Origin of the sequence: Pseudomonas sp. 43A, from assembly GCF_013363935.1 — a bacterium.
Taxonomy (GTDB): Bacteria; Pseudomonadota; Gammaproteobacteria; order Pseudomonadales; family Pseudomonadaceae; genus Aquipseudomonas; species Aquipseudomonas crudilactis.
In genome coordinates, this window is the sequence record NZ_CP054880.1 from 980,714 (window position 1) to 1,004,937 (window position 24,224).

General features: G+C 60.2%; 9 protein-coding genes. 6 read left to right on the forward strand and 3 right to left on the reverse strand.

Annotated features, from left to right (window positions below):
• Positions 1-117 precede the first annotated feature (117 nt).
• The 6 genes from cobG to HUW52_RS04260 all read left to right on the forward strand — a co-directional run bounded on the left by cobG (position 118) and on the right by HUW52_RS04260 (position 19,206).
• A complete protein-coding gene (gene cobG / locus HUW52_RS04235) occupies positions 118-1,416 on the forward strand; it encodes a precorrin-3B synthase (RefSeq protein WP_306149982.1) in 1,299 nt (432 codons plus the stop codon).
• Positions 1,409-2,035: a precorrin-8X methylmutase gene (locus tag HUW52_RS04240; RefSeq protein WP_016984914.1), complete on the forward strand. Its 627-nt coding sequence runs from the start codon at positions 1,409-1,411 to the stop codon at positions 2,033-2,035. Before cobG ends, HUW52_RS04240 begins: the two co-directional genes overlap by 8 nt.
• Positions 2,032-2,766 (forward strand): precorrin-2 C(20)-methyltransferase, encoded by a 735-nt coding sequence (locus HUW52_RS04245; RefSeq protein ID WP_371929236.1) that lies wholly within the window; start codon positions 2,032-2,034, stop codon positions 2,764-2,766. Before HUW52_RS04240 ends, HUW52_RS04245 begins: the two co-directional genes overlap by 4 nt.
• Positions 2,766-4,466 carry a precorrin-3B C(17)-methyltransferase gene (gene cobJ, locus HUW52_RS04250; protein WP_175553050.1) on the forward strand — a complete coding sequence of 567 codons (1,701 nt, stop codon included), beginning with the start codon at positions 2,766-2,768 and terminating at the stop codon, positions 4,464-4,466. The genes HUW52_RS04245 and cobJ overlap by 1 nt, the downstream gene beginning before the upstream one ends.
• Positions 4,467-4,772: 306 nt before the next feature.
• Positions 4,773-11,870, forward strand: coding sequence for a TcdA/TcdB pore-forming domain-containing protein (locus tag HUW52_RS04255; RefSeq protein WP_175553051.1), 7,098 nt, complete (start codon positions 4,773-4,775; stop codon positions 11,868-11,870).
• A gap of 274 nt (positions 11,871-12,144) precedes the next feature.
• Entirely contained in the window at positions 12,145-19,206 is a 7,062-nt protein-coding gene (locus tag HUW52_RS04260) for a TcdA/TcdB pore-forming domain-containing protein (protein ID WP_175553052.1), read from the forward strand.
• Positions 19,207-19,283: 77 nt separating this feature from the next.
• On the opposite strand, the gene HUW52_RS04265 is transcribed toward HUW52_RS04260, so the two are convergent.
• The 3 genes from HUW52_RS04265 to purD all read right to left on the reverse strand — a co-directional run bounded on the left by HUW52_RS04265 (position 19,284) and on the right by purD (position 24,156).
• Positions 19,284-19,880 carry a MarC family protein gene (locus HUW52_RS04265; RefSeq protein WP_016984918.1) on the reverse strand — a complete coding sequence of 199 codons (597 nt, stop codon included), beginning with the start codon at positions 19,878-19,880 and terminating at the stop codon, positions 19,284-19,286.
• A 106-nt stretch (positions 19,881-19,986) separates the two neighbouring features.
• The gene (locus tag HUW52_RS04270) at positions 19,987-22,761 is read right to left on the reverse strand and encodes a hybrid sensor histidine kinase/response regulator (protein ID WP_175553053.1); all 2,775 of its coding nucleotides are present in this window, start codon (positions 22,759-22,761) and stop codon (positions 19,987-19,989) included.
• 99 nt (positions 22,762-22,860) lie between these two features.
• Positions 22,861-24,156 (reverse strand): phosphoribosylamine--glycine ligase, encoded by a 1,296-nt coding sequence (gene purD, locus HUW52_RS04275; protein ID WP_016984919.1) that lies wholly within the window; start codon positions 24,154-24,156, stop codon positions 22,861-22,863.
• Between the last annotated feature and the right edge of the window lie 68 nt (positions 24,157-24,224).

The window sequence follows — 24,224 nt, forward strand, 5'->3', positions numbered from 1 at the left end:
ACTGCCGTTCCGACGGGCAGACTTTTCATGCCAGTGGACAAAGCAGGCATAATACCGCGCCTTCGCCCGCGAAGCGCCTTTCCCACGCAGCCGGTCAGCCCCTTGAACGAACGCCCGATGTCCACCGCCTTACGCCCCTCGGCCTGTCCGGGGTTGCTGCGTATCGTCCAGGCACTGGACGGCGGTATCTGCCGGATCAAGCTCAATGGCGGGTCGATCAGTGCCGATCAGGCTGACGCGGTGGCCGCGGCCGCCGAACAGTTTGCTGGCGGGGCCATTGAAGCGACCAACCGGGCCAATCTGCAGATTCGCGGGATTGGTGAGCAATCCGCAGCGCTGATCGAGCGTTTGCTTGCTGCCGGGCTCGGCCCGCGCACCGCCGCCGGTGATGACGTGCGCAACCTGATGCTCAGCCCGGCCGCCGGCATCGACCGACAGATGCGCGTCGACACCCGCGCACTGGCCGAGCTGATCCTCGACACCTTGCAAAGCCATTCACACTTTCATGAATTGAGCGCCAAGTTTGCCGTGCAACTCGATGGCGGCGAAGCGCTGGCGATGCTCGAACATCCGCATGACCTGTGGTTGTCGGCGTTTGAGCGCGACGGGGAACGATTCTGGGCATTCGGCCTGGCCGGGTGCCCGACGGATCGCGCAGTCGGCGCCGTGGCGGCAGAAAACGGCCATGCGCTGGTGGTCGCTGTGCTGGAATTGTTCCTGCAACTGGCCCGCCCCGAGCAAACGCGGATGCGCCATTTGCTCGATGAACTGCCGATGCTGGCCTTTCTCGACGCCCTGCGCACGCGCGTGCCGATCAAGTCGGTCAGCCAGTGGCAGCGCACTGCCGTTGCGCGGGATCTGCACATCGGCGCTCATCCGCAACATACCTCGGGGCGGGTGTACGTCGGCGCCGTGCCGCCGCTCGGGCGTCTTGATCCGGCGATGTTGCGCGCCGCTGCGCAACTGGCTCGCCAGTACGGCGACGGCAGCCTGCGCTTCACACCATGGCAAAGTCTGCTGCTGCCGAATGTCGAAGCGGCCGATGCACCTGTGGTGCTTGAGGCACTCGAGCAGTCGAATCTGCTGACCGATTCCGGCGAGCCGCTGGCACAGCTGATCGCCTGCACCGGTGCCAATGGCTGCGGCAAAGGCCTGGCCGACACCAAACAGGATGCGCGCCATCTGGCGACGCTGCTGCCCTCGGGTGTCAGCGTGCACCTGTCCGGCTGCCCGCGTTCGTGCGCTGCCGCTCACCGCGCGCCAGTCACTTTGCTGGCGGTCAGCCGCGGTCATTATGACCTCTATTTCCGCGATGCCACGCTGCCGGGTTTCGGCACGCTGCACGCACGCAACCTTACTATTGAAGCGGTCGCGACCCTGCTCGCCGCCCGCTCTCGGAGCCCCTTTGATGCTTGATTACATCCGCGACGGTCAGGAGATCTATCGCAACTCCTTCGCGATCATTCGCAGCGAGGCCAATCTGGCGCGCATCCCGGCCGATCTGGAAAAACTCGCGGTGCGAGTTATCCACGCCTGCGGCATGGTCGAGGCCATCGACGGTCTGCAATTTTCCGAAGGTGCCGGCAAGGCCGGGCGCGATGCGCTGGCCGCCGGTGCGCCGATCCTCTGTGACGCGCGGATGGTTTCCGAAGGCGTGACCCGCGCACGCCTGCCGGCCAGCAATGAAGTGATCTGCACGTTGCGTGACGAGAGTGTGCCGGAGCTGGCTCGTGAACTGGGCAACACCCGTTCCGCCGCTGCGCTGGAACTGTGGCGTCCGCACCTTGAGGGCAGTGTGGTGGTGATCGGCAATGCGCCGACCGCACTGTTTTATCTGCTGGAAATGCTCGACGCCGGCGCACCGAAACCGGCGCTGATTCTCGGCTTCCCGGTGGGTTTCGTCGGCGCCGCTGAGTCGAAAGCCGCACTGGCCGCCGACAGCCGTGGTGTGCCGTTCGTGATCATGCAAGGCCGCCTCGGTGGCAGTGCCATGGCCGCTGCGGCTGTCAATGCCCTCGCCACGGAGATCGAATGATGCAGGCCAAAGGACGTTTGCTAGGCCTGGGCGTCGGCCCCGGTGATCCGGAACTGATTACCGTCAAGGCCTTGCGCCTGCTGCGCGATTCGCCGGTGGTGGCGTACTTCGTTGCCAAAGGCAAGAAAGGTAATGCGTTCGGCATCATCGAAGCGCATCTGCAAGACGCACAGAATCTGCTGCCGCTGGTGTACCCGGTGACCACCGAAGTGCTGCCGGCGCCATTGTCTTACGAACAAGTGATCAGCGATTTCTACGATGAGGCTGCCGAAACCGTCGCGGCACATCTGGATGCCGGGCGCGACGTCGCGGTGATCTGCGAAGGCGATCCGTTCTTCTACGGCTCCTACATGTACCTGCACGATCGCCTCGCCAGCCGGTACGAAGCGCAAGTGGTGCCGGGCGTTTGCTCAATGCTCGGTGGCGCTTCGGTGCTGGGCGCGCCGTTGGTGTATCGCAATCAGAGCCTGTCGGTGCTTTCCGGCGTGTTGCCCCATGAAGAGCTGAAGCGACGTCTGGCCGATGCCGACGCGGCGGTGATCATGAAGCTGGGGCGCAACTTCCCCAAGGTGCGTCAGGTGCTGGAAGAACTCGGTCTGGCCGAACGCGCGCTGTACGTCGAGCGCGCAACCATGGCCAATCAGAGGATTGTGCCGATGGATCAGGTCGAGCCGATGTCGTCGCCGTACTTCTCGCTGATCATTGTGCCGGGCGAACGGTGGCAAGGCTGATGACTCAATCCACACCAGCCATCGTCATTCTCGGTCAGGGCAGCCTGGCCACCGCGCGGCGCATTCAGCAGGTCTATCCGGCGGCGCAGATCCACGGCCTCGCCGGGCGCGTCGAAGGCGCCGACCTGACGTATCAGGAATTCGGCGCGACCGTGCGCGAGCTGTATCAGCAGGACACACCGATCATTGCCCTGTGCGCGGCCGGCATTGTCATCCGCACACTCGCGCCGCTGCTGCTGGAGAAAGGCGCCGAACCACCGGTGCTGGCCGTTGCCGAAGACGGCAGCGCTGTGGTGCCGCTGCTTGGTGGTCTCGGCGGAGTAAATGTCATGGCGCGGGACATCGCTGCCGGGCTGCAAGTCGCAGCGGCGATCACCACCAGCGGCGAGTTGCGTTTTGGCACGTGCCTGCTCAACCCACCGAGTGTTTACGCGCTGGGCGATCTGGAACTGGGCAAGCGATTTGTCTCCGATCTTTTGGCCGGGCACAGCGTACGCATCGAAGGCGCGGCGCCCTGGCTGGATCAGGCGCAATTGCCGGAAGATCCGCAGGCGCAGCGCTCGATTCATGTCGGCAGCGCCGAGCGTGTGGCGTGTGCCAATGAGTTGTTGATTTATCCGCGCAGTGTCGCGGTGGCAGTCAGCGCCGAAGTGGCGGATTTGCCGAACATCGTCCGCGCGGCGTTGCAGCAAGCGCATCTTGCAGTGCAGGCGCTGGCCTGTCTGTTGGCGGCAGAGACCGAAATGGCCTCGACGAATCTGCATGAAGCGGCAATGGAATTGGGTGTGCCGTTGCGCTTTGTCTCGGCATTGAGCGATATCGAGGCGATGGCATTGGCGGCTGTGCCACAGGCGAAGGTCGTCATTGCCAACGACATGGCAATCGCTGTTGCCGAACAGCCTTTGGACGTCGCGCAAATCGGCCGAGCACGTGGGCGTGTGGCGGTGATCGGTCTCGGTCCCGGCGCTGCCGAACTGATGGTGCCGGCGGTAAAAGCCGAACTGGCCCGCGCCACCGACGTGCTCGGCTACGAAACCTACGTGCGCATGGCCGGGCCTTTCCGTGATGATCAAATCCAGCACTGCACCGACAACCGCGAAGAAATGCAGCGTGCTCGTCACGCCTTCAGGCTGGCGGCCGAGGGGCGCTCGGTGATTGTTGTATCGTCCGGCGACCCGGGCGTATTTGCCATGGCGGCGGCGGTGCTGGAGGCGTTGCACGAGTCCGATGATCCGGCGTGGCACAGCGTTGACCTGGAAATCCTGCCGGGTGTCTCGGCCTCGCTGGCCACCGCCGCGCAGGCCGGTGCGCCGCTGGGTCATGACTTCTGCGTAATGTCGCTATCGGACAACCTCAAGCCGTGGTCGATCATCGAGAAACGTCTGGACCTGGCTGCGGAAGCGGATCTGGCGCTGGCGTTCTACAACCCGATCTCTCGCGCCCGTCCGTGGCAACTGGGCCGGGCACTGGAAATCGTCGCACAGCACCGCACGCCGCAAACCCCGGTGGTTCTGGGCCGTGACATCGGTCGCCCGGGACAGACCTTACGCACCACGACGTTGGGCGCGTTGACCGCGGACCAGGTGGACATGCGCACGATGGTACTGATCGGCTCTTCGACCACGTGCACGTTTCCACGGGCAACCGGTGGGGATTGGGTTTACACGCCGCGTTGGTATGGTGAAAAGCCGATTGTCTGAGTTTGCCGTTATTGATCGTCGGGAGAAGTTGTAAATAACTTCTCGCATCGTGACATCGTGTCAACACTTGCCAAGTTGAATGTCGACAGTAAGACAAGGCCACGCCCTTTCCGGGGGACGTGGCCTTTTCGTTGTTTATGACAAAAGAAATAACAGGCTTAGTTGTTGCTGAATCATACCGTTGTCGCATTTGAATGTTGGTCAATGTTTCATTCGACATTATTTGAGCTTTTTCAAGTTTGAGCACGCCGTGTTTACTCAATAGTTTTGCCCGACTTAGAACTGTTGAATCAAGGAAGAATACGGATGAGTGCTACGGGAAACAATGCAGGCGAACTTTCATTCACTTCGGCTGCAGAGTATTCGACACTTCAAGGGGCATTGAGCGAGTTTGCCGACTCAGGCGAATACGCGGCGCTGGCCGAGTCTCATGAACTTGCCAGCAAGACCTTCACAGCGGTCGAAAAACTGCTGCCGGCGAAACTGTTTCAGGAACGACTCGAGGCCTTGATGGATCGCAAGTCGACGCCGGTGCCTATGGACATCCATCGGATTCGAACCCGGTTGAATCGCTATGTGGCGAGATTGTCAGCCACGGTGGACATGCTGAACGGCGTCGCCCGGCCCGTGCCGAACATCATGCACTTCGTCTGGGTCGGTGGCAGTGAGGTGGGCAACAATCAGCGCGATTACATGAACATCTGGCGCAAGGTGCTGGAGCCGCAGGGGTATCGGTTCAATCTCTGGTACGACAGTGATGCACTGCTCGCCTTTGAGATGAATCGGGTGATTCTCGACAGTGCAAGAGCGGATGCGATGGCATCGGAAGGCGATAAGGTCACCAGGCCCCTCCAGTTGTCGCAGATGATTGAAGACCGCGCGCGGGTATTGAAACATCAGATGTTCGACTATCTGAACCAGCCGCAATGGACAGGTCGGGCGGACGAGGCGCGTATCGATCTGATGGTTCGCGCTTACGGCAAGGATCGCGCGACGCTTGAGGCTTTCCGTCAGCAGTGCCTGGAGACGCATCAGGCCATGGCCGGCACGGACTTGCAGTTGCGTGACGTTCGCCACGAATTTGCCGGGCATTTTCTACAGGATGTCTATCAGCGTGAAGTGGCCATGCGCGGCAATTTTGCCGCGGCGAGTGATGTCGTGCGGTTGCAGGCCGAGTACCTGGAGGGGGGACGTTACAGCGACATGGATTACTTGCCGCCACTGGCCGAGACGTTGGGCGGCGTGGATATCAGCGGTTTTGATGGCAATGAGCGACTCGGGGTACTGAAACTTTTACTGGATCACAATCAAGCGTTGATGCCCGGGCGGGATCCGCACCGCTATACACAGATATCCGGCGAAATTGCCGCTAGGCATAAAGAGGCATTAACCACTTTTGCGCGCGGCAAACCCGGTATTTCCGAGATATTCGTCGCACCGCTGGAGCACGCTGTACCGCAGGATGCCCTTCGCTTGGGCACTGCCCATGGCAGTGCGAATACCGGGGAAATGAACGCGCATTTCATCGCCCATTCGGGCAGTGCCATGACGCTGTCTTACATGCAGATGATTCGAAGCAATTATGACTGCCTGCTAGAAGTGGAGAGCCGCTTGCTCGCTGCCGGCATTGATATTGCGGATGAGGGACGGGCGTTGCCCATCATTCAAAATGTGGTCAATGAAACGGCGGCTGCGGGCAAGTTTCCCGTTTCAAAAACACACTATTCGTCAGCGAAGCTGATCGATGCCATTCGCACGTATTATCAGGACGGTATTCGGGTCGATGCACGCGGCACCATTGCCCTTACCGGGCCGGGTGCGGCGGCGGCAGGACTTGGCAAATATATCGAACAGCGTCTGCATTCCGATCATATTGATGAGGTTCGCAATCGACTGAAATTGGTCGAGGGCTATAACGTTTCCACGGAAGAGGAGCGGATCTCCGGCTGGACCGTGAATGGCGATGAAAACAAATGGCTTGAGCAAGAGCAGGACAAATGGCGCAACGGCAAACTCAAGTCACGTTACATCGGTCAGTTGGCGGATCTACTGAGGCCGCAGACCCTGACCTTTAAACAAGGCTGGCCGGTGATCGAAGGTAAACCGGTGCTGTTGACCTCGGTGTTGCAACAGCTGATGGATGACTTGGGCGAGCCGTTCATTCGCGCAATGAAAGACAAGTTGAGCGGCGATGTTACTTTCAACGAAGCTTTTGCCATCGGTTTCGATGCCCGCCAGCAAATTCTCGCCCAGCCTGCCCTTGAACTGCCGCCGTCTTACGGTGCGGAATCCACCAGTAACCTGAACGAACTGTTGGTCCGGGTTGCCCGCGGGTCGCTCGCCGTCGAACAACTCAGCCCGTTGCTGCGCGTGATGCTGGGCGGGATGTTCGGCGCAGCGAGCCTGGATATCGATGGCTTTGCCGGTGCGTGGAAGAACCTTTCCAGCCTCGCTGCGCAAACCGCCGAAGATGGCTTGTTTGCCCGCTTCAACGCTATCGAAAGTGCCTTGCGCCAGCACGCGACGCCGGCCTTCAAGGCAGGCCTGGCAAGCGCTGAACCTAGCGCCACGTACACGGCCCGCGAACTCAAGGTGCGTGCCTTGGGCGAACCATTGACGTTGCGTCAGTGGGGTGAACGTATCGCCCGGATCAACAGCACGGCGCGCCGTGAATATCACGCGCAGATTCTGCGCAGCGGTGAGGCGGTTCGTACCGAACTGTTCAAGGCTGGCGCCATGTCCGCCAGGAAAGTACCGCAGGACCTGCTCATGACCACGCCGGGCGATCCTGGTCGTCGATGCTATCCGCTGGCACTGCTGATGGCGGCAGCGCTGACCGGTGGCGAGGCGGCTGAGCGTGCCCTGATCGGCCGGGTGGCGAACGTCAGCCATGCCCCGGAGGACGCCGACTCGCGGGCTTTGTTATTGGCGCTGGACGAATTGCAGGCTGTGCCGCTGACAGCCGTGGGCAAGCCACACGGCCATCATGGCCTGGACGCCATCGCACAAATGCTGGAGGCGAAAACCGCTTCGACGGTCATGCTGCTCGACACCGGCAATCACGCGCTGCTGGTGGCGAAAACAGTGGAGGGCAGCCAGACGGTTTACCGGTTTTACGAGCCGAATTTTGCGATTTACGGGTTTGCCCGGGTAGAGCAACTTAAAGAGGGCATGCAGCGCTACCTGAGCAGAGATAACGCTGCAATGGCCCGGCTATACGGTCTCGCGGAGGGCGACCGTGCGCGGTTCAATGTTGTCGAACTCGATACCACGGCGATCATGGGCCGGACACTTTTGTCGAGTACGCCGCTGGGCAGCTTTTTGCAAAACGCTCCGATTGTCGATCCAGGCAGCGCTTCGGTCTGGCAAAAACAAGCCGTTGGACGCCAGCGATCGCTGGGTGAAAACGCCCGGATGGGCGCCAGCCTGGCGCAACTGGATGCGCGTTATTGGGTGCAGGCATTCGAGCAGGCCACCGGTCAATTACGTGCCGAAAACAAACTGGGGGGTGAGTTTCTGCCGCTGCTGGAAACGCTGCAGAAGCACCCCGACGCAGGTTACAGCGTGACGCTGGTGGACGCGCGCGATCCGCAAAACGCTCGAGTCGTTACCACCACCGACGCGCGCTTCAGCAAAGTCCAACAGCACATCCAGCGCCTGGTGCAGTCCCTGGCCGGCAAAAATACTGCAGCGGGTGAGGCCGACGGCGGTAGTCGGTTGAGTTTCGCCTTTGCGATTCAGACGCTGATTACCGAGATGCGCCATCGCGAATACCAGGCCGGGGAAGAGCAGGTGCCGGCGTTGTCGATCGCCCTGCAGGTGCAGGTCTATGTCAGTTATGCCCAGTTAGGTTATGGCGTATTGAACGATGCGGCACAGATCGTCAGTCTGGTTCGTCAAGTGGCAGCCAGTGAGCAGGCATTGGCGCTGCGCCAGTCATCGCTGTCCGGTCGGCTGCTGGGCCGGGCCTCCGTAGCTGCCGGGATTGTCTTCTCCGCCGTCAATATAGGGTTTGACCTCTATGGTCTGGCAGTGGCGACCAATCAGGAACAGCGTTCACGGTTGGCCACGCAACTGGTATTCAATGTCGCAGCCCTGGCGCTGGATATCACCGCATTGGCGGTTGGCGGAGCGGTGGGCGGTGCCGCTGCGATTCTGTCGGTGCCGCTGCTCGGCGTCGGCATTGGTGTGACGGCGATCGCCAGTAACCTGGGACAGATCAGCGACAAGGCCAAAGGCGTGGGTGCGTACTTGCGCAAGATCCAAGACGCCTACGGCCCTGGCGTTTACACGCGCAAGGACGGGGCGCTGAGTTTTGAACCCGAAGCCGTCATCACCGAGCTGGACTTGCAAGGCAACCGAATCCGTTTCGACAGTCAGAAGTTTTACCCCATGGATCGCGGCGGACTTGAGCTGCCGCAGTTCAACAATCACCCGTCGCGACTGCACCAGGCGATCGATATCCGCGAGACGCTCGGACTGCCGCAAGTGGTCAGTCTCATCCGGCCGGCGCCCGGTGACGTACAGACGGTGGTGCTCCCGTGTACACCGCAGTGTTACTTCGGTTATGAGTACCAGGTCGGAACGTCCGGCTATGCCTATGAGCCACAGCCTGGCGAGTTGGCGCGTGAGGCGCGGCAAGCAAGCGAAAAGGCCTCACCGAGCTTCCTCAGCACGCTTTTGCCATTTGGCGTCCTGGCTGATGAGCTCCACCAGCCACTCATGCAAACCTGGTATCCAAGCCTGCGCAACAGTACCGTCAACAAGCTGGAGTACGACGAGCATGGCAACCAGCGTTTCTATTTCTTCGCCAACACACCGTTCCCGCACATCCTCTACAAGCTCTACCCGTTCAACAAGCCCACACGGATTGTTGTGACGCTGGACGAACAGGTGCGCCAGTTGCTGGTGCCGACATTGCCGGCAGAATGGAAAAAATGCATTTCCTACGAGATCTTCAGCCGTACACCAGGTGCTCGCCAGCTCTGGTTGACTCCCGGTCTGGTTGCCGTTTTCCTGCGCAATTACGCGGCGACCCAGTGGGTCCTTCATGCGCCATGGGTCAGCGAAAACAAGGTGCGATTTGAAGAGTCGTTTCTCAGTGTCGATGGAATACGGATCGAGGGTCAGGTGGACTTCATCCAGCTGACCCATGGCGAGATGTTCAGTCTCGACTGGAAAAACCAGCGTCTGCTGCTGGTGTCTGTCACCCAGGAGCAACAGGATTCGCAGGCTGCGCTGCTGGCACGCGTTCGGACACGCGTGGTGGAGCGACGCGTTGCAGCGGCTTTTGTGCCGTTACACAAATTCCGGGTGCCTATGGACGCTGCGCTGCGGCCCGTCCTGGTCACCGCCTACTACGACGTTGCGCGTGCCCGGCTGTTGTATGCGCGCAACCTGCCAGAGGATGTCAATGACGGCGTTGTATTGGCTGCAGCCAACGCCGGGCAGGCATGGTTTTATCACCCTGGGCACGCGACGGTCTGGCGGGTTGATGCGATCACCGGCACGGTCAAGCATCGCTACCGACTGATGAACCCTGCCCTTGGTGCAAGAATCATTGGCTGTGAACAGACTGCCAACGGCCTGCGTCTGCGGCAGAAAATGCTTGAAGTCAACGGAGGGGTAGAGATCGCATTCGAATACCTGCTGACTGAATATTCTGCAGTGCTTACCGGCATCCATACATCAGCCGCCTGGAGTGATTACACGCCTAGGCGTCCGGCCGATTACTGGCATTCACTAGTGGCTCGCTTCAAGACGCCGCGGACCTATGCCGATGGCACGTCTGGCATGGCGTCGAGCCTGAGCACATGGGGGCCCGCCGGGTTCGTGCAGATTCACAGCCATGAGAAGGAAACGCTGCGAGATCTGGGCTGGATTCGTCTGGCCGACCGGCTGTATTTCCAGTTGGCTCATAGCACCGGGCTCAAGCTGGACACAATCCTGCTGACCTGGGATGACGGCGTGGACGACCTGCCGCTGTTCTACAGCAAACAGGCCCGAATGCTGCGTCGAGGAGCCGGGCCGGTGGGTGGGCAAGTCGTCGCCGAGGATGTCATCGATGTCAGTTCATTCGCTGAGCGCTACATCGCAACCCGGGCAGACGGACGCCTGTTTGAGGTCGACAAGCAAGGCGCGCTGCAATTCGTTGGCATCGGCGCCCACTGGTTGCGCAGCCATGCCGACTGGCTCAGCGCATTACCGGCGCTGGCCGATGCTTATCGGGATGCGCCGTTTTCGATCATCGGGTTGAGTAATGTTTCCGGCCTGCACTCAGTGGCGGCGTGGTGTATCGGCGCGAAGGTGTTGCTCGTTGAGGTCGGTGAAGGTACGGAGCTGGCCTTGCTTGGACTGACGCCCGACAAGCAGGCCGCCTGGCTGCTGGACGTTTCGGCGGGGCAGCTTTACCGCCAGGCGCTGGTGCAGACCCAGACGTTGCGCGCAGCGTTTGCCAACGGCCCGCGGTTACTGGATCGCACGTTGCTGCCAGTGGCGGAAAAAGTCTGGGGGCAATGGTCATTCGCCGAGGTGCTGACGCAGGGGCAAGGGTTGCTCGGGCGTACCCGCCAAGGCGTTAACCTGGAACTGCTCGATCAACAGCCGGCACGCATCGTCGGCGTCGAAAGACAATGGTCATTCATCCCCGGGCAGACCGCCGAGCAGTTGCAGGCCCGCTTGAAGGCGTTATTGAGCGGACAAGCCCATGCACCGGTTGTGCACGTCGAAGATTCCCTGGGTCGCTATACGTACTTTGTGCCGGAACTGGATCGTCTCTTTGATATTTCGGGCCGGGCCGATGGTCAGTGGCCGGTGTTTCTTGGCGCGCGCGACACATCGGTGGCCATACTGTTCGACCCGATTGACAGCCTGATCTACAGTCGGGGGGCGGCGCAGGGCGTCTGGGCACAAGACAGTTACGCCCGACGCGAAGGCGAGCTCCTGGCGCTCGAGGTGAGTGGTGAGGTCACCGATATCATGGCAATGCTGCCTGACGGGGTCGAAAAACTGATTCTCACCTATGGTGCCAAGGCATTGAGCTATCGGGTGTCGGAACAAGCGTGGCAACGGCTGGACTGCATCGTAGTCGATCGCCAGCGTCCGCAAGGTGCAGCCGATACGCCTATCTGTACTTTGGTACTGGACGTGGACGCTGCCGGGCGCCTGTTGGTGTCTTTGGTTGACGGGCAGTTGGTACTCTCGGACCCGGATACGGCCCACAGTCTGATCGTGCGTGATGCCGCGCCGGAAGATGACGAGTCAGGCAGGCCACTGCAGATAAACATCAGGCTCGGCGCGGTGGACTACCGGCGAGGTGTCGACCAGTGGCTTGATGCGCTGGCATACGTACAGTCCGATAAAGAGATTGCAACACTGGAAAAGTTGGTAAAACAGCTGATCTGAAATATACAGCCAAACTAAAAGGTAAAAGGGTCGTGACCGAGAGTTCACGACCCTTATGCGTTTAATTGTTTTTATTTGTTTTGGAGTATTCAGGTTTTAAAGGTGTTTGTGCTCGGCGGAAATATACTGAAAGCGAATGTTCTGATAATGAATCAGGTGTTTTAAGTTGCACATGATTTCTGAAAATAATTGAGTTTGTTCTAGTTTGAGATTTGCCGGTTTGATGATTAGCGTGGTGCTCGTTACTATTCTTTCAGAAGGTTGTGAGGGCATCATGCGAGATATTGAAGTTGCAGTTGGCGAGGCTTTTGTGAACTTTGCAGCGCTCTTTGCGCGTAGTGATTTTGAACAGGCGTTATTACTGCATAAAAACAACAAACATTACGACGCGCTGCTGCGCTATTACGCCGCCTGTGCCGGCGCCAAGGATTCACAGCAGTTGCTTGAGCCCTTGAGGCTGTTACGTCAGACGCTGGAGCCTTTGCTGGGATCGAGTCGGGTGAGGCGTGAGCTGGAACCGCCTTTGCCAACCGAGCAAGCGTCCGCCGCGGATCTGGCGCGGATTTATGAGCGGGTCGAAGCCTTCGAGTCGCGGGTGCATCTGGGGGTCGAACTGCTCAAAACCGCACCGACACGCGTTGCAAAAACGCTGCACTTCGTCTGGCTGGGGGGCGGGCTTGGCGAGATTCAGCGTGATTACCTCAATGTCTGGAAACAGGTGCTCGCCGGGCAGGGGTACACGCTCAATCTCTGGTACGACAGCGATGCGCTGCTGGCATATCAGACCAACAAGCTGATGGTAGAGGCGGCCAAGGCTGACGCCCTGGCCCATGTCGGCGATAAAACCGTCGATGAAAATGCGCTGGCTGACCTTTACGAAGAGCGTGCCATTGTGCTGAAGCGGCAGATGCAGGCACACCTCAATGAGGCTGTGGCCAAAGGGCAATCCGCCGATGACGCGCGGGTTGACCTGCTGGTTCGCGCCTATGGCCAGGACGCGGCGTCATTGCTGGCGCTGCGCGAGCAGAACCGTCGCACCCTGCAAACCATGGCAGGAGGCGATCTGCAGTTGCGCGACCTTGACGCTGCGTCTGTTCCCTTGCAGCTTCAGAGCCTCTATGAGCAGGAAATGCGTTTGCGCGGCAATCTGGCGGCAGCTTCGGATATCGTGCGGGTCGAAGTGCTGTATCGCGAGAGTGGCAGCTATGCCGATGTCGATAACTTGCCGCCTTTGGTGGCGAAGTTGGCGGGAGTCGATCTTGAGGTACTGGGTGTCGACGCCCGCCTGGGTATTTTGCAACTGCTGCTCAACCACAATCCCGATTGGATGCCGGGCCGTCAGCCCTCCAACAGCTATGCCAAGAGCATTCCGGCAGAGAACCGTGCGGCATTTGAAGCGTTCGCTCAGAGCCGTCCGGCACTAAGCCAGGTTTTCCAGGCACCGACCGATTTGCTGGCTCGTCCCTTCATGTTGCGAGCAGTCGCCGAAGGCAGTTCGATGACCAATGCATTCCTGATGGCCCATGCCGGATCGGCGACGTTGCAAGCGGTGATCGAGCGTATCCGCTTCAACTATCAGTTGGTCGACGACACGCTACGCCAGGCGGCGCAGCGTGGTGTCGCACTGACTGACTTTGAAAGTGTGTTGCCGCTGGCACAGACGATTCTGGAACAGACTTACGGCCCGTTCCGCGAACTGCCGAACCAGGAAGAACTCCTCGCAGGCTTTCTTGCCAGTGCGGCTGCGAGCTACTTCAGTGACGGGATCCGGCGCCAGAGCGAAGGCACCATCTATTTGACCGGCCCGGGAGCGATACGCGACGCCATGGCCGATTACGCCAGAGTGCATCTCACTCCGGAGCAGGCCAGGGAAATTCGCACCGAGGCCGCCATTGCACGCTACGCCTCGGTCAACCGTGCCACCGAAGAAGAGTTGGATCACTCCTGGAAAGACAACGCGACCGATCCGGTGAAATGGGTCGAGGATGAGCAGGCGCGCTGGAAGCAAGGCCATTACAAAACCCGCTACAAGGGCGATGTCGTGCAATTGCTCAAAGGTTCGAGCATTGAGTTCGAGCAGGGCTGGCCTCTGATTGAAGGGCGAGCGGTGCTGCTGACCGATATCTTGCAGCGCCTGGTCGACGGGCTCGGCGATCGCTTTGTCGACGCCATGCGTCAGGGTTTCGACGGAACGATGACTTTCGGGGATCCGTTGCCACTGAGCTTTGCCGATCGTCAGCTCATCAAGAATCAGCCGATCACAGCGCGACCTGCGGTTTTTCCGCGAGACAGGCGATTCCTCGATCTGGGGCTGGATGAAGTGCTGAGCGCGATGGCCCATGGTGAGCTGACACTGGCCGAGACAACGCCACTGCAGCGTTTGGCGTTGGGCGTGTTGCTGGGAATCGACTCGCTGCACAGCCAACGCTTTGACGCGTACAGCGGTGATTTGGATAACCTGGCCAACAGTGTTCGTGAGCTGGGTGCTTCGAGTCGCTATGCCGTCATTGAACGACATCTGTATACCCGCAAAGATGCAGCGTTCCTGAGCGGTCTGGCCGGCGAGGTCGCTGAAGCGGCAGCATCGGTCAGCGCACTGGATCTGAAAAAAGCGGCGCTGATAAAGGCGCACACCCTGCAACAGTGGGGGCGCTACGTTGCACAGATCCAACAAGTGGCCACGCTTGAACATCGCTTGCAGATTGCCCGGCAGATGGATCAGGTCTTCAGTCAGATCGAAGTCAGCGGCGTGAAACCCGTGCCGCAAGATCTATTGCTTGATGGCGTTGGCGAAACGATTGGTGGGCGCTGCTATCCCCTGGCCTTGATGATGGCCGCTGCCATTGCGACGGGCAAAACGGCTTCCCATCACCTGCGCGAACGTTTTTACCTGGCCGTTCTTGAGCCACAGCAGAATGATTCGATTGTTTTTGTGCAAGCGCTGGAGGAACTGCGAGGGACCCGGCTGAGTGAGGTGGGCACGACGCTCTCGCGGGCTGATCTGGGGCAGGTCACCACGGCACTGGAGAACCATACAGGCATCCGAACACTGATGCTCAACTCGGACAATCACTCGATGCTGGTGGCGAAAACCGTAGAGGGTGAAAAGGTCCTCTATCATTTTTACGACCCCAACTTCGGCGTGTTCGAATTCGAGAGTGCCGCGATGCTCAAGCGGGCGCTAGAGCACTTTTTCCTGAAGATGGGCATGGCCAAATATTATGCGGCCTACGGTGCCGAAATCCGGCCGACGTTCGACCTGATCGAGTTGCAGGGCGAGCGAGTGGCGGCCTTGTCATTGTCCACCGGGTTCGAGGTGGCGAAGATGCTCAAGGGCGAGCCGTTGCCCGGGCAGCCAGCCGGCAGGCTGCGCCAGCGTCTGAACAGCGCCCATGGTCGATCACTGGTGGAAAATTCTCATCTGGGGGCCAGCCTGCTCGGGCTGGACAGTCATTGGTGGGGGCAGCAGATCGCTCATGCGACGACGGCGCTGCAAGACCTTCATACGTCGGCCACGCCGTTGGTGCCATTGTTCGACACCCTGGAAGTCACCCCCGAGGGCCAGTATCGATTGCATATGATCGACCCGGCGCAGCCTGAACGTGTGGTGCAGGTTGTCAGCGACGACCACCGACTGCTGCGGATCAAAAACTGGTTGTCCGAGCAGTTTACGACCCTGGCCCGCAAACCGGTCGCAACTGCGGCGGTACTGGATCCGACCGAGGCTGGCAGTGTGCATACCCTCAATGCCGGTTTCGCGATCCAGGCGCTGATGAACGCCTTGCGCGGACGTGAAGGCGAAGGCCGCACGCTGACCACCGCGGTACGTCTGCACGCTTACCTCAATTACGCGCAGTTGCTGCATGGCAATGTCGTGGATGTGGTCGGTCTGGTTCAGTTGGTCAAAACCGCGTTGGGGGAAGAAAAGATCATCGCCCGCACTTGTGCGTCGGTGGTCTCAGAGGCGTTGGGGCATGCGGCCAATGAAGGTGTCGGGGCCGTGCTGGGACTGGCCAACGTCGGGTTTGATATTTATCAGTTGGTAACCGCTGGCGACGATGTTGAAAAAGCGCAATTCGGCACGCAGCTGGCGTTTGACTCCGCCAGTCTGGCATTGACGGCCGGCGGGGTCGGAGCGGCAGTCGCTGGCGCGTCGACTGCCGCTGCGGTGCTGGGCGGCGCCGGGGTGATTCTGGGCGGGTTGGCTGTGGGGGTGGCGGCACTGGCGCAAGGGTTTGCCGCCATCGCACGCAACGCCCAGGAAGTCGGGACGTTTTTTGCGGATCTGCAAGAGGCCCACCGCGGTATCGGTTATCGCTTCGACGATGCCCTGAAGGCGTGGGTTGTGGCGCCGGCGCTGGTGGTCAAAAGAATCGATCTGGCAGCCACTGCGCTGTTACTCGACAGCCCCAGGCTTTACCCGTTACGCGACCACTTCGGTGTGCCGGATTTCGACGCCGACTACTCCCGGGCGATCAATGTGCGCCAACACCTGGGTTTGCCCGGGCAGCTTGCGTTCGCACCGGCCGAGGGACAAGCCATCGTCCTGCCGTGCACCCCCGAGACCTGCTATGGCTATGAATACAAGGCGCTGCCGTTTGCTTCTTCGCGGCACGACCGCGGTTTCGACATCGCCCGCCGTCTGGAAAAACGGCAAGCAAACGGCAACTGGCTGTTTCTGTTTTCGTTTTACTCATTTCCTTCGCACTACATCGTCAGCCGTCTGCTTCCTCAGTATCGCGAAACCGTTATCGAGGTTCTTCTGGACAGGACTCAACGCACGCTGGTGGTCCCGTCGCTGCCCCGCGCCTGGAAAAATCAGGTGTCATACAAGATTTTCGGCGTTGGCGCGCATTGCACTCTGGCGCTCAGTCCGGACGCTCACATAGAACTCGTGTCGTCGAGCCAGTACTTCTCCAGATGGGTACTGGAGGCCGGTTGGGCGCGCGAAGGTGATGTCCGGATCGAGCAACTGGGCGATCTGTATATCGGTAATGTTCACGTGAAAGTGACCGGTCATGGACGTCATTCGCTGCTGATTCGCACGGGCGATCATCAATTGTTCAGCGTTAACCGTGGCAAGCGTCAGTTGGATGTCCTCCAGCAAAGCGCTCCGGAGGGGCTTGATGAGCAAGCGTTATTGACGCATTTCAGAGCGCTGGCCCGCGAGCATCGCCTGGTACTGCCCTATACGCCGGTGCGTGACTGGCTGATCCCGTTCGAGTCGCCGCAGGCGCCGCGCTCCACCACCGCCTGGTATGACGCCCGGGAAGACCGTTTCGTCTACATCCGCAACGAAGACATCGCCGATACCGAGGACGCACAACTGGCACTGGTGGCCGATGGGTATGCGTATTTCTATCTGCCGGACAGCTATGACATCTGGCAGGTCGATGCCGTCAGCGGGCTGCTCAGGTATCGCTATCGGTTGATCGTGGCTGAGGGCGAAAGCCTGATTGGCCCTGTCGAGATGGATGCACATGGCGTGATTCATGTCGAGCAGACTGTCACCGGCGCCCATGGGCCGCGACGGTTCAATTACCTGATTCACCGGCAGCAACTGCTGCTGAGTTCCGTCACCCACGACATGGCGCGGGAGCTGCAGGCGACCGTATTCGCCAGCGAAATCCTGGGCGACTGGTCATCGGTGCTGGGCGAGTACACAGTGCTTCGTCCCGTCGCTGAGCGGGACGGTGAGACGACCGTCGACTGGCAACCGGCGACGTACGTTTCCGTCAGTTGGACATTCGACACGGACAAGCGCGATATCGTCTGGATTCGCAGTCTCGATCGCTTGTTGATTCATCCATTGCCTGTGGCGCGTCACGCCCGTGGCTGGCCGGACTCGATCAAGAATCTGGCGGACCTGGTGCTGTTGCCGATGGCGCAGCAAGAAAATGTCTACTTCATCTACAACCGTCTCGACCAGACCCTTTGTCGCCGGCAGCGGCTGGTGGCGCAAGGTGTCGAACAGTGGTCGGATCGCTGGGTGCAGCCGCCAGGGCTCAAGCAAATCGTGGCGGTCGAGAACGGCTATCTGATTCTGGACGACGAGGGACGACTCTTTAATCTGTCTGCCCAAGGCGAGTTCCCCCTGTACGGTGTCGGTGAGCAGTGGCTGAAGGATCATGCGCACTGGTGGCTGGCGCTGGAGCCGCTTGCCAAACGTTATCCGGTGGACAGTTTTGCGATCGTTGGTTTACGCAACCTGGCCGGTGACGGCAACCTCAGTGCCTGGTGTATGAACGGCCGCCTGCTCTTGTGCGATCAGGGGCGCGACGTTCCAGTGCGCTTGCTGGGCATGGCCTCCGATAATCGGGCGGCCTGGCTGTTCAATATGTCCACAGGTGAAATCTGGACACAGGGGTTCGTTGAACCACAGCAGCTCGTTCGGGCATTTGGAGAGGGGACACAAATGCTGCACAGCGACGTTCTGCCAATTCCCGAGCGGGCGTGGCGTGACTGGCGGTTTAGCGACGTCGCCGTGGATGGCTCCGGGTTGCGCGGTACAACCGTTGACGGCATAACGCTGCAGCTGGGGCATCAGCAGACAGCCTTGGTCACCGCTGTCGACCGTCGTTGGGTGGCGGCACACGGCGAGCATCTGGTAGAGCACATGCAAGCCTTGTTAGCCAGGGTTGAACATGAGGCGTTTGTGTCAGTGGAGTCCGCGCCTGGCCATTTGCAGTGGTACGACGTGCACAGCGCTCGGCTGGTGAGCATTGCCGCCGACCGCCTGCCTGCGGACGTCGTCATGCTGGGCACCCGCAATCAGGTCAACGTATTACTGCACGAGCGTCGGCAGGGCACGGTGCAGGCGTATCCAGGCATGCACAGCTTCGGACCGTTCGACTATCTTCAGCGCAATGCACAGGTCATGACCCTTGAAGGCCACGACAAGATAAATGATCTGCTACCGCTGATTGCCGACGATGTCAGCACGCTGGTCTTGCGATTGGGGCAGGGCGGTGTGATCTGTCATTTGTCGAAGGCCGCCTGGTCGAGACTGGACGCGGTCGTCGTCGACTGTCGCCAGGCGCTGGGGCAAGCGCCGGCGATCCCGGGCAAGTTGATCTGGGACTTCGACACGCCGGATAACCTGTTGTTCGAGATCGTGCAGGAGCATTTGATCATCGTTGACCCAGCCAATGAGCATGCACTGATATTCCGTGGTGTGGGCTCATCCGATCCGTTATTGCGCGGGGAAGTCTTCCTCGCCTTCAAAGCCCGGCAATCCTTGCCGATCTCCGCGTGGGTGCGGCAGTTGCAGACCAGCAAAGGACGTGGCAGCGTGACATTCCGGGCACTGACCGCCGAGCCGGTTATTGCCGGCTAAGTCCGCCTCACGACAGAACGCCGCGAACAAGGCTGTTCGCGGCGTTCTGCTGTCCGATCATGGTTCGAGGCGCTGGTTCAGGACACCAGATAGCCTTTGACCCCGGTGAAGATGATCTGCGCTGCCAGTGCGCAAACAAACAAACCCATCAAACGACTGACAATCTGCAAACCCTGGTCGCCGAGAATCCGCTCGATGCGATTGGACAGGTAGAGCACCACGCCGACGGTGAAACTGGCCAACGCAATACTCATGATCGCCGTGAGTTTGTCATCCCAGTGCGGCTGGCTGACCCCCATCACCAGCAGTGCACCGATAGTGCCGGGGCCAACGGTCAACGGAATGGTCAGCGGTACGATGGTCACGTCCTGCTGCACGTTGTCGGTTTGTACCACGGACTTGCCTTGCGCCATGCCCAGCGCAGAGATGAACAAGACGCTGCCGGCACCGATACGGAAGGCATCGACCGTGATGCCGAACACATCGAATATCACCCGCCCGAACAAATACAGCAGCACACTGGAAACGAGAGTGGCGATCGCCACTTTCCAGGCCAGGCGCCGTTGCTCCCTGCGCGAATAACCACGGGTCAGGCTGATAAAACAGGACAACACGAAGAACGGGCTATAGAGCACCAGCATCTTCAGGTAAACGCTGAACAACACGTGGAGCATGGTCTTGGCTCGCAGCAGGAGGAAAAGGTCAAAAAGCCGGTAATCGCGGGCTCGCTCAAGTCCTTGAGCAGTCTGGAAGTATGATCGAATCGGCGACCAGGACAACTCAGAACGTCGAGGCTGTCCGGTTCTGCTGATCACGCTGTGCAACCCAGTGCTCGATCAGTTCGCGCAACTGCGACAGCTCGACGGGCTTGGACATGTGCCCGTCCATCCCGGCCTGGCGCGCACGCTCTTTGTGCTCGGCGAGAATGTGCGCCGTCAATGCCACGATTGGCGTGCGAATGCGTTGGTTACTGACTTCCCATGCGCGCAATTGCTGGGTCGCCGAGAAACCGTCGAGTATCGGCATTTCGCAGTCCATCAGCACCAGATCGTAGCGTTGCGCCTTCATCGCTTGCAGCGCTTCCTCGCCATTGCTGGCAGTGTCCGGTTGCAGATTGAGCTTGCCGAGCATGCCGCGAATCACTTTGGTCGAAATCGTATTGTCTTCGGCAACGAGGATGCGGAAATCGCTTGGCACTTTCGCTGCTGTGGCCGGGCTGACCACTTGCGGCTGGAACACCACCTGGCCTTTGTTGCGCTGGTTCAGTTCATCGGCGAGCGTCGTCTTGAGCGTGTAGCCGGCCACCGGTTTGGCGAGGATGCGTTTGATCCCCGAGTTGCGCGCGATGATCTTGCTCGGCGCATTGCTGATGCCGGTGAGCATGATCAGCAGGATGTCGTGGTTCAGGCTCGGGTCTTCCTTGATCTTGGCCGCGAGCTGCATGCCGGTCATGCCTGGCATGTTCTGATCAAGCAACACCACATCAAAGTAATCACGCAGATGTGCTTTGGTTCGCAGCAAGGCCAACGCCTCTTTGCCGGAAGGCACGGCGCTGACATTCAACCCCCACGCACTGCATTGCTGCACCAGTACTTTGCGGCAGGTGTCGTTGTCATCGACCACCAGCACCCGTGCCCCTTGAAGCGGACTGTCGAGATCGGAGGTCGGGTGTTCGAGGCGATCCGGATCCAAAGGCAGGGTCAGCCACAAGGTGCTGCCCTGAGTGGTGCCGCTCTTGATGCCGAACTCACCGTGCATCAGACGGATCAATTGCCGTGCGATCACCAGCCCCAGATTGCCGCCCAGGCGATTGGCCGAGAGGAAATGCTTGCTGTGCAGTTCGGCGTGCATCAATGCATCACGCTCTTCCTGCTCCATCGGTTGACCGCTGTCCTGCACGGCAATGCGCAGGCGCGGTTTGCTACTGCGCTCATCGAGGGCGACGACGATCAGTACTTCGCCCTCGTCGGTTTTCTTCAGGGCGTTCTCCAGCAGGCTCAGCAGTGTCTGGCGCAGGCGCGTCGGATCGCCACTGATCACGCGCGGAACCTGAGGCTGGATGAAGCTGATCAGCTCGACGTTCTGCTGCTCGGCCTTGGCCCGGTAGATGCTCAGGCAGTCATCGATCAAGGCATTGAGGTCGAACTGCACATCATCCAGTTCGATCTGCCCGGATTCGAGTTTGGAAATGTCGAGGATCTCGTTGATCAGGGTCAGCAGTTCATTACCAGCGCTGTGGATGGTCTGCACGTAGTCGCGTTGCTTGACCGACAGCGGCGTGCCCAGCAGCAGCTCGGTCATGCCCAGCACGCCGTTCATCGGCGTGCGGATTTCGTGGCTGATCTTGGCGAGGAACTCGGCCTTGGCGTTGATTTCGGCATTGCTTGCGGCGAGGTCGCGGCTGACGCTGAAGCGGCTTTCGGTGATGCTGCGCTGGCGCTCGCCGAGGGCGATGCTCATCAGCAGGCCGCTGATGCAGATGAATGCCATCAGGGTCATGATCAAGCCTTGCGGCGACACCAGTGTCAGCCCCAACAAGGCGGGCAGAATGATCAATGTACCGATGTTGAACACCACCATCGCTGCCACGAACAGGCGCGCCGGGCGGTAGCCTTTTTGCCAGTGATAGAAAGCGACCAGCAACATGCTCAGGCCTGCCAGAGCTACCAGCGCGTAAGTGATGATGTTCAGCGGCAGGGTGTTGACGAACAACAACAGCAGGCTGCAAATCACGATGAGCAAAATGTCGCCCAGCAGCAACTTGTTCAGTGGATGCGGGCCGAGCGGGGCGAAGAAGCGCAACGCAAACATCAAGCCGGCGGGGGCGGTCAGCAGTAAGGCCAGATAGGCACCCGGTGTCTGGATCGCGTGCCAGTTCGGCAGCCAGGGGCCGGCGAGATTGAGCAGCAGCAACAGACTGAGGCCCAACAGGCCTTCGCAGACTGCCAGCCACAGGCTGCTGCGCGAGCGGGAATAGGCATAGCGCACGAGGTTGTGCAGCAGCAGCATGCCAAGGCAGCCGAAGAGTAAGCCGAAGACCAGCGTCTGATTGTGATTGGCCGCGCTCATCACTGCCGATTGCAGGGTGACGTGCGGGCGCAACTGATGGTCGGACACCAGGCGTAGATACACGTCGAGGGATTTTTCGCTCTGCGGCAGTGGCAGCATGAAGTCGCTGCTCGGCAACGGCCGTTCGGCCTGTGGCTGGTCGGTGCCGGTGTTGCGTTGCTCGATCAGTTTGTCACCGTCGAGCACGTAAAGACTGAGCTGTGACAGGTCAGGCGCGAAGATGCGCAGCACTTGCTCGTGCTTGCCCGGCGCCAGCCTGAAACGCAGCCACAAGGCACCATCGGGTGCGGACGCGGTGAGGCGCTCAAGGTCGATGGGGCTGAATTGATTGGTGTAGCGAGCGGAGCGGATATCGCTCAATTGCAGATTGCCCTGATCGTCGAGCAATACCGACCAGCCACTGCCTTGCGCGGCCTGGGCCGGGAGCATGCAGAGCAAGGTCAGCAACGTGACGGTGAAGCTTATGGCAATCCTGAGCCAGCGCACGGCGAAATCCCTTCGTAGGTTGATGCCAGAATATAACGATGCGCGACGGTGGAACAGCCCGGCAGGGAATGGCATTCCTCGCCGGGCTACAACGACAGCTTATTCCTGGGTTTCGCCACGTTCACGGGCAATGGCGCGGTAGCCAATGTCCTTGCGGTAGAAGCAACCTTCCCAGTCGATGGCCGCTGCCAGCTTGTACGCTTGCTGCTGAGCTTCTCCGACACTTGCGCCCATTGCGGTGGCGCACAGTACGCGACCACCGGCGGTGACGACGTTGCCGTCCTTCAGCGCGGTACCGGCGTGGAAGACTTTGCCTTCCAGGCTGGCGGCTGCATCCAGACCGTTGATCGCGGCGCCTTTGGCATAGTCGCCCGGATAACCGCCAGCGGCCAGCACGATACCAACGCTCGGGCGTGGATCCCACTGGGCTTCAACCTTGTCCAGCGCTTGCGCCAGCGCGGCTTCGACCAGCAGCACCAGGCTCGATTGCAGACGCAGCATCACCGGTTGGGTTTCCGGATCGCCGAAGCGGCAGTTGAACTCGATAACCTTCGGGTTACCGGCCTTGTCGATCATCAGACCGGCATAAAGGAAACCGGTGTAGACGTTGCCTTCCTCGGCCATGCCGCGCACGGTCGGCCAGATCACCAGATCCATCACGCGCTTGTGCACGTCGGCGGTGACCACCGGGGCAGGGGAGTAAGCACCCATGCCGCCAGTGTTCGGGCCGCTGTCGCCGTCGCCAACACGTTTGTGGTCCTGGCTGGTGGCCATCGGCAAAACGTTTTTGCCGTCGACCATGACGATGAACGAAGCTTCTTCGCCGTCGAGGAATTCTTCGATGACCACGCGCGAACCTGCGTCGCCGAAAGCATTGCCGGCGAGCATGTCGCGCACCGCGTCTTCGGCTTCAGCCAGAGTCATCGCGACGATCACGCCTTTACCGGCGGCCAGGCCGTCGGCCTTGATTACGATCGGCGCGCCTTTTTCACGCAGATAAGCCAGAGCCGGCTCGATCTCGGTGAAGTTCTGGTAGTCGGCGGTCGGGATCTTGTGGCGCGCGAGGAAATCCTTGGTGAAGGCTTTCGAGCCTTCCAGCTGCGCAGCACCGGCGGTCGGACCGAAGCAGTCCAGGCCACGGGAACGGAACAGGTCGACAACGCCAGCCACCAGCGGCACTTCCGGGCCGACGATGGTCAGGGCAACGTTTTTCTCGGCGAAGTCGGCCAGTTGCTCAAGGGCCAACACGTCGATGGCGACGTTTTCGCACTTGGCTTCGATGGCGGTGCCGGCGTTGCCCGGTGCAACAAAAACCTTCTGCACGCGCGGATCCTGAGCCACTTTCCAGGCCAGGGCGTGTTCACGGCCACCGCTGCCAATGATCAAAACATTCATTTCAAAAACCTCGGATGACGCTAATTCTGTTGAGCGCCGCAGGGACGCTTTTCTGTAGGAGTGAGCCT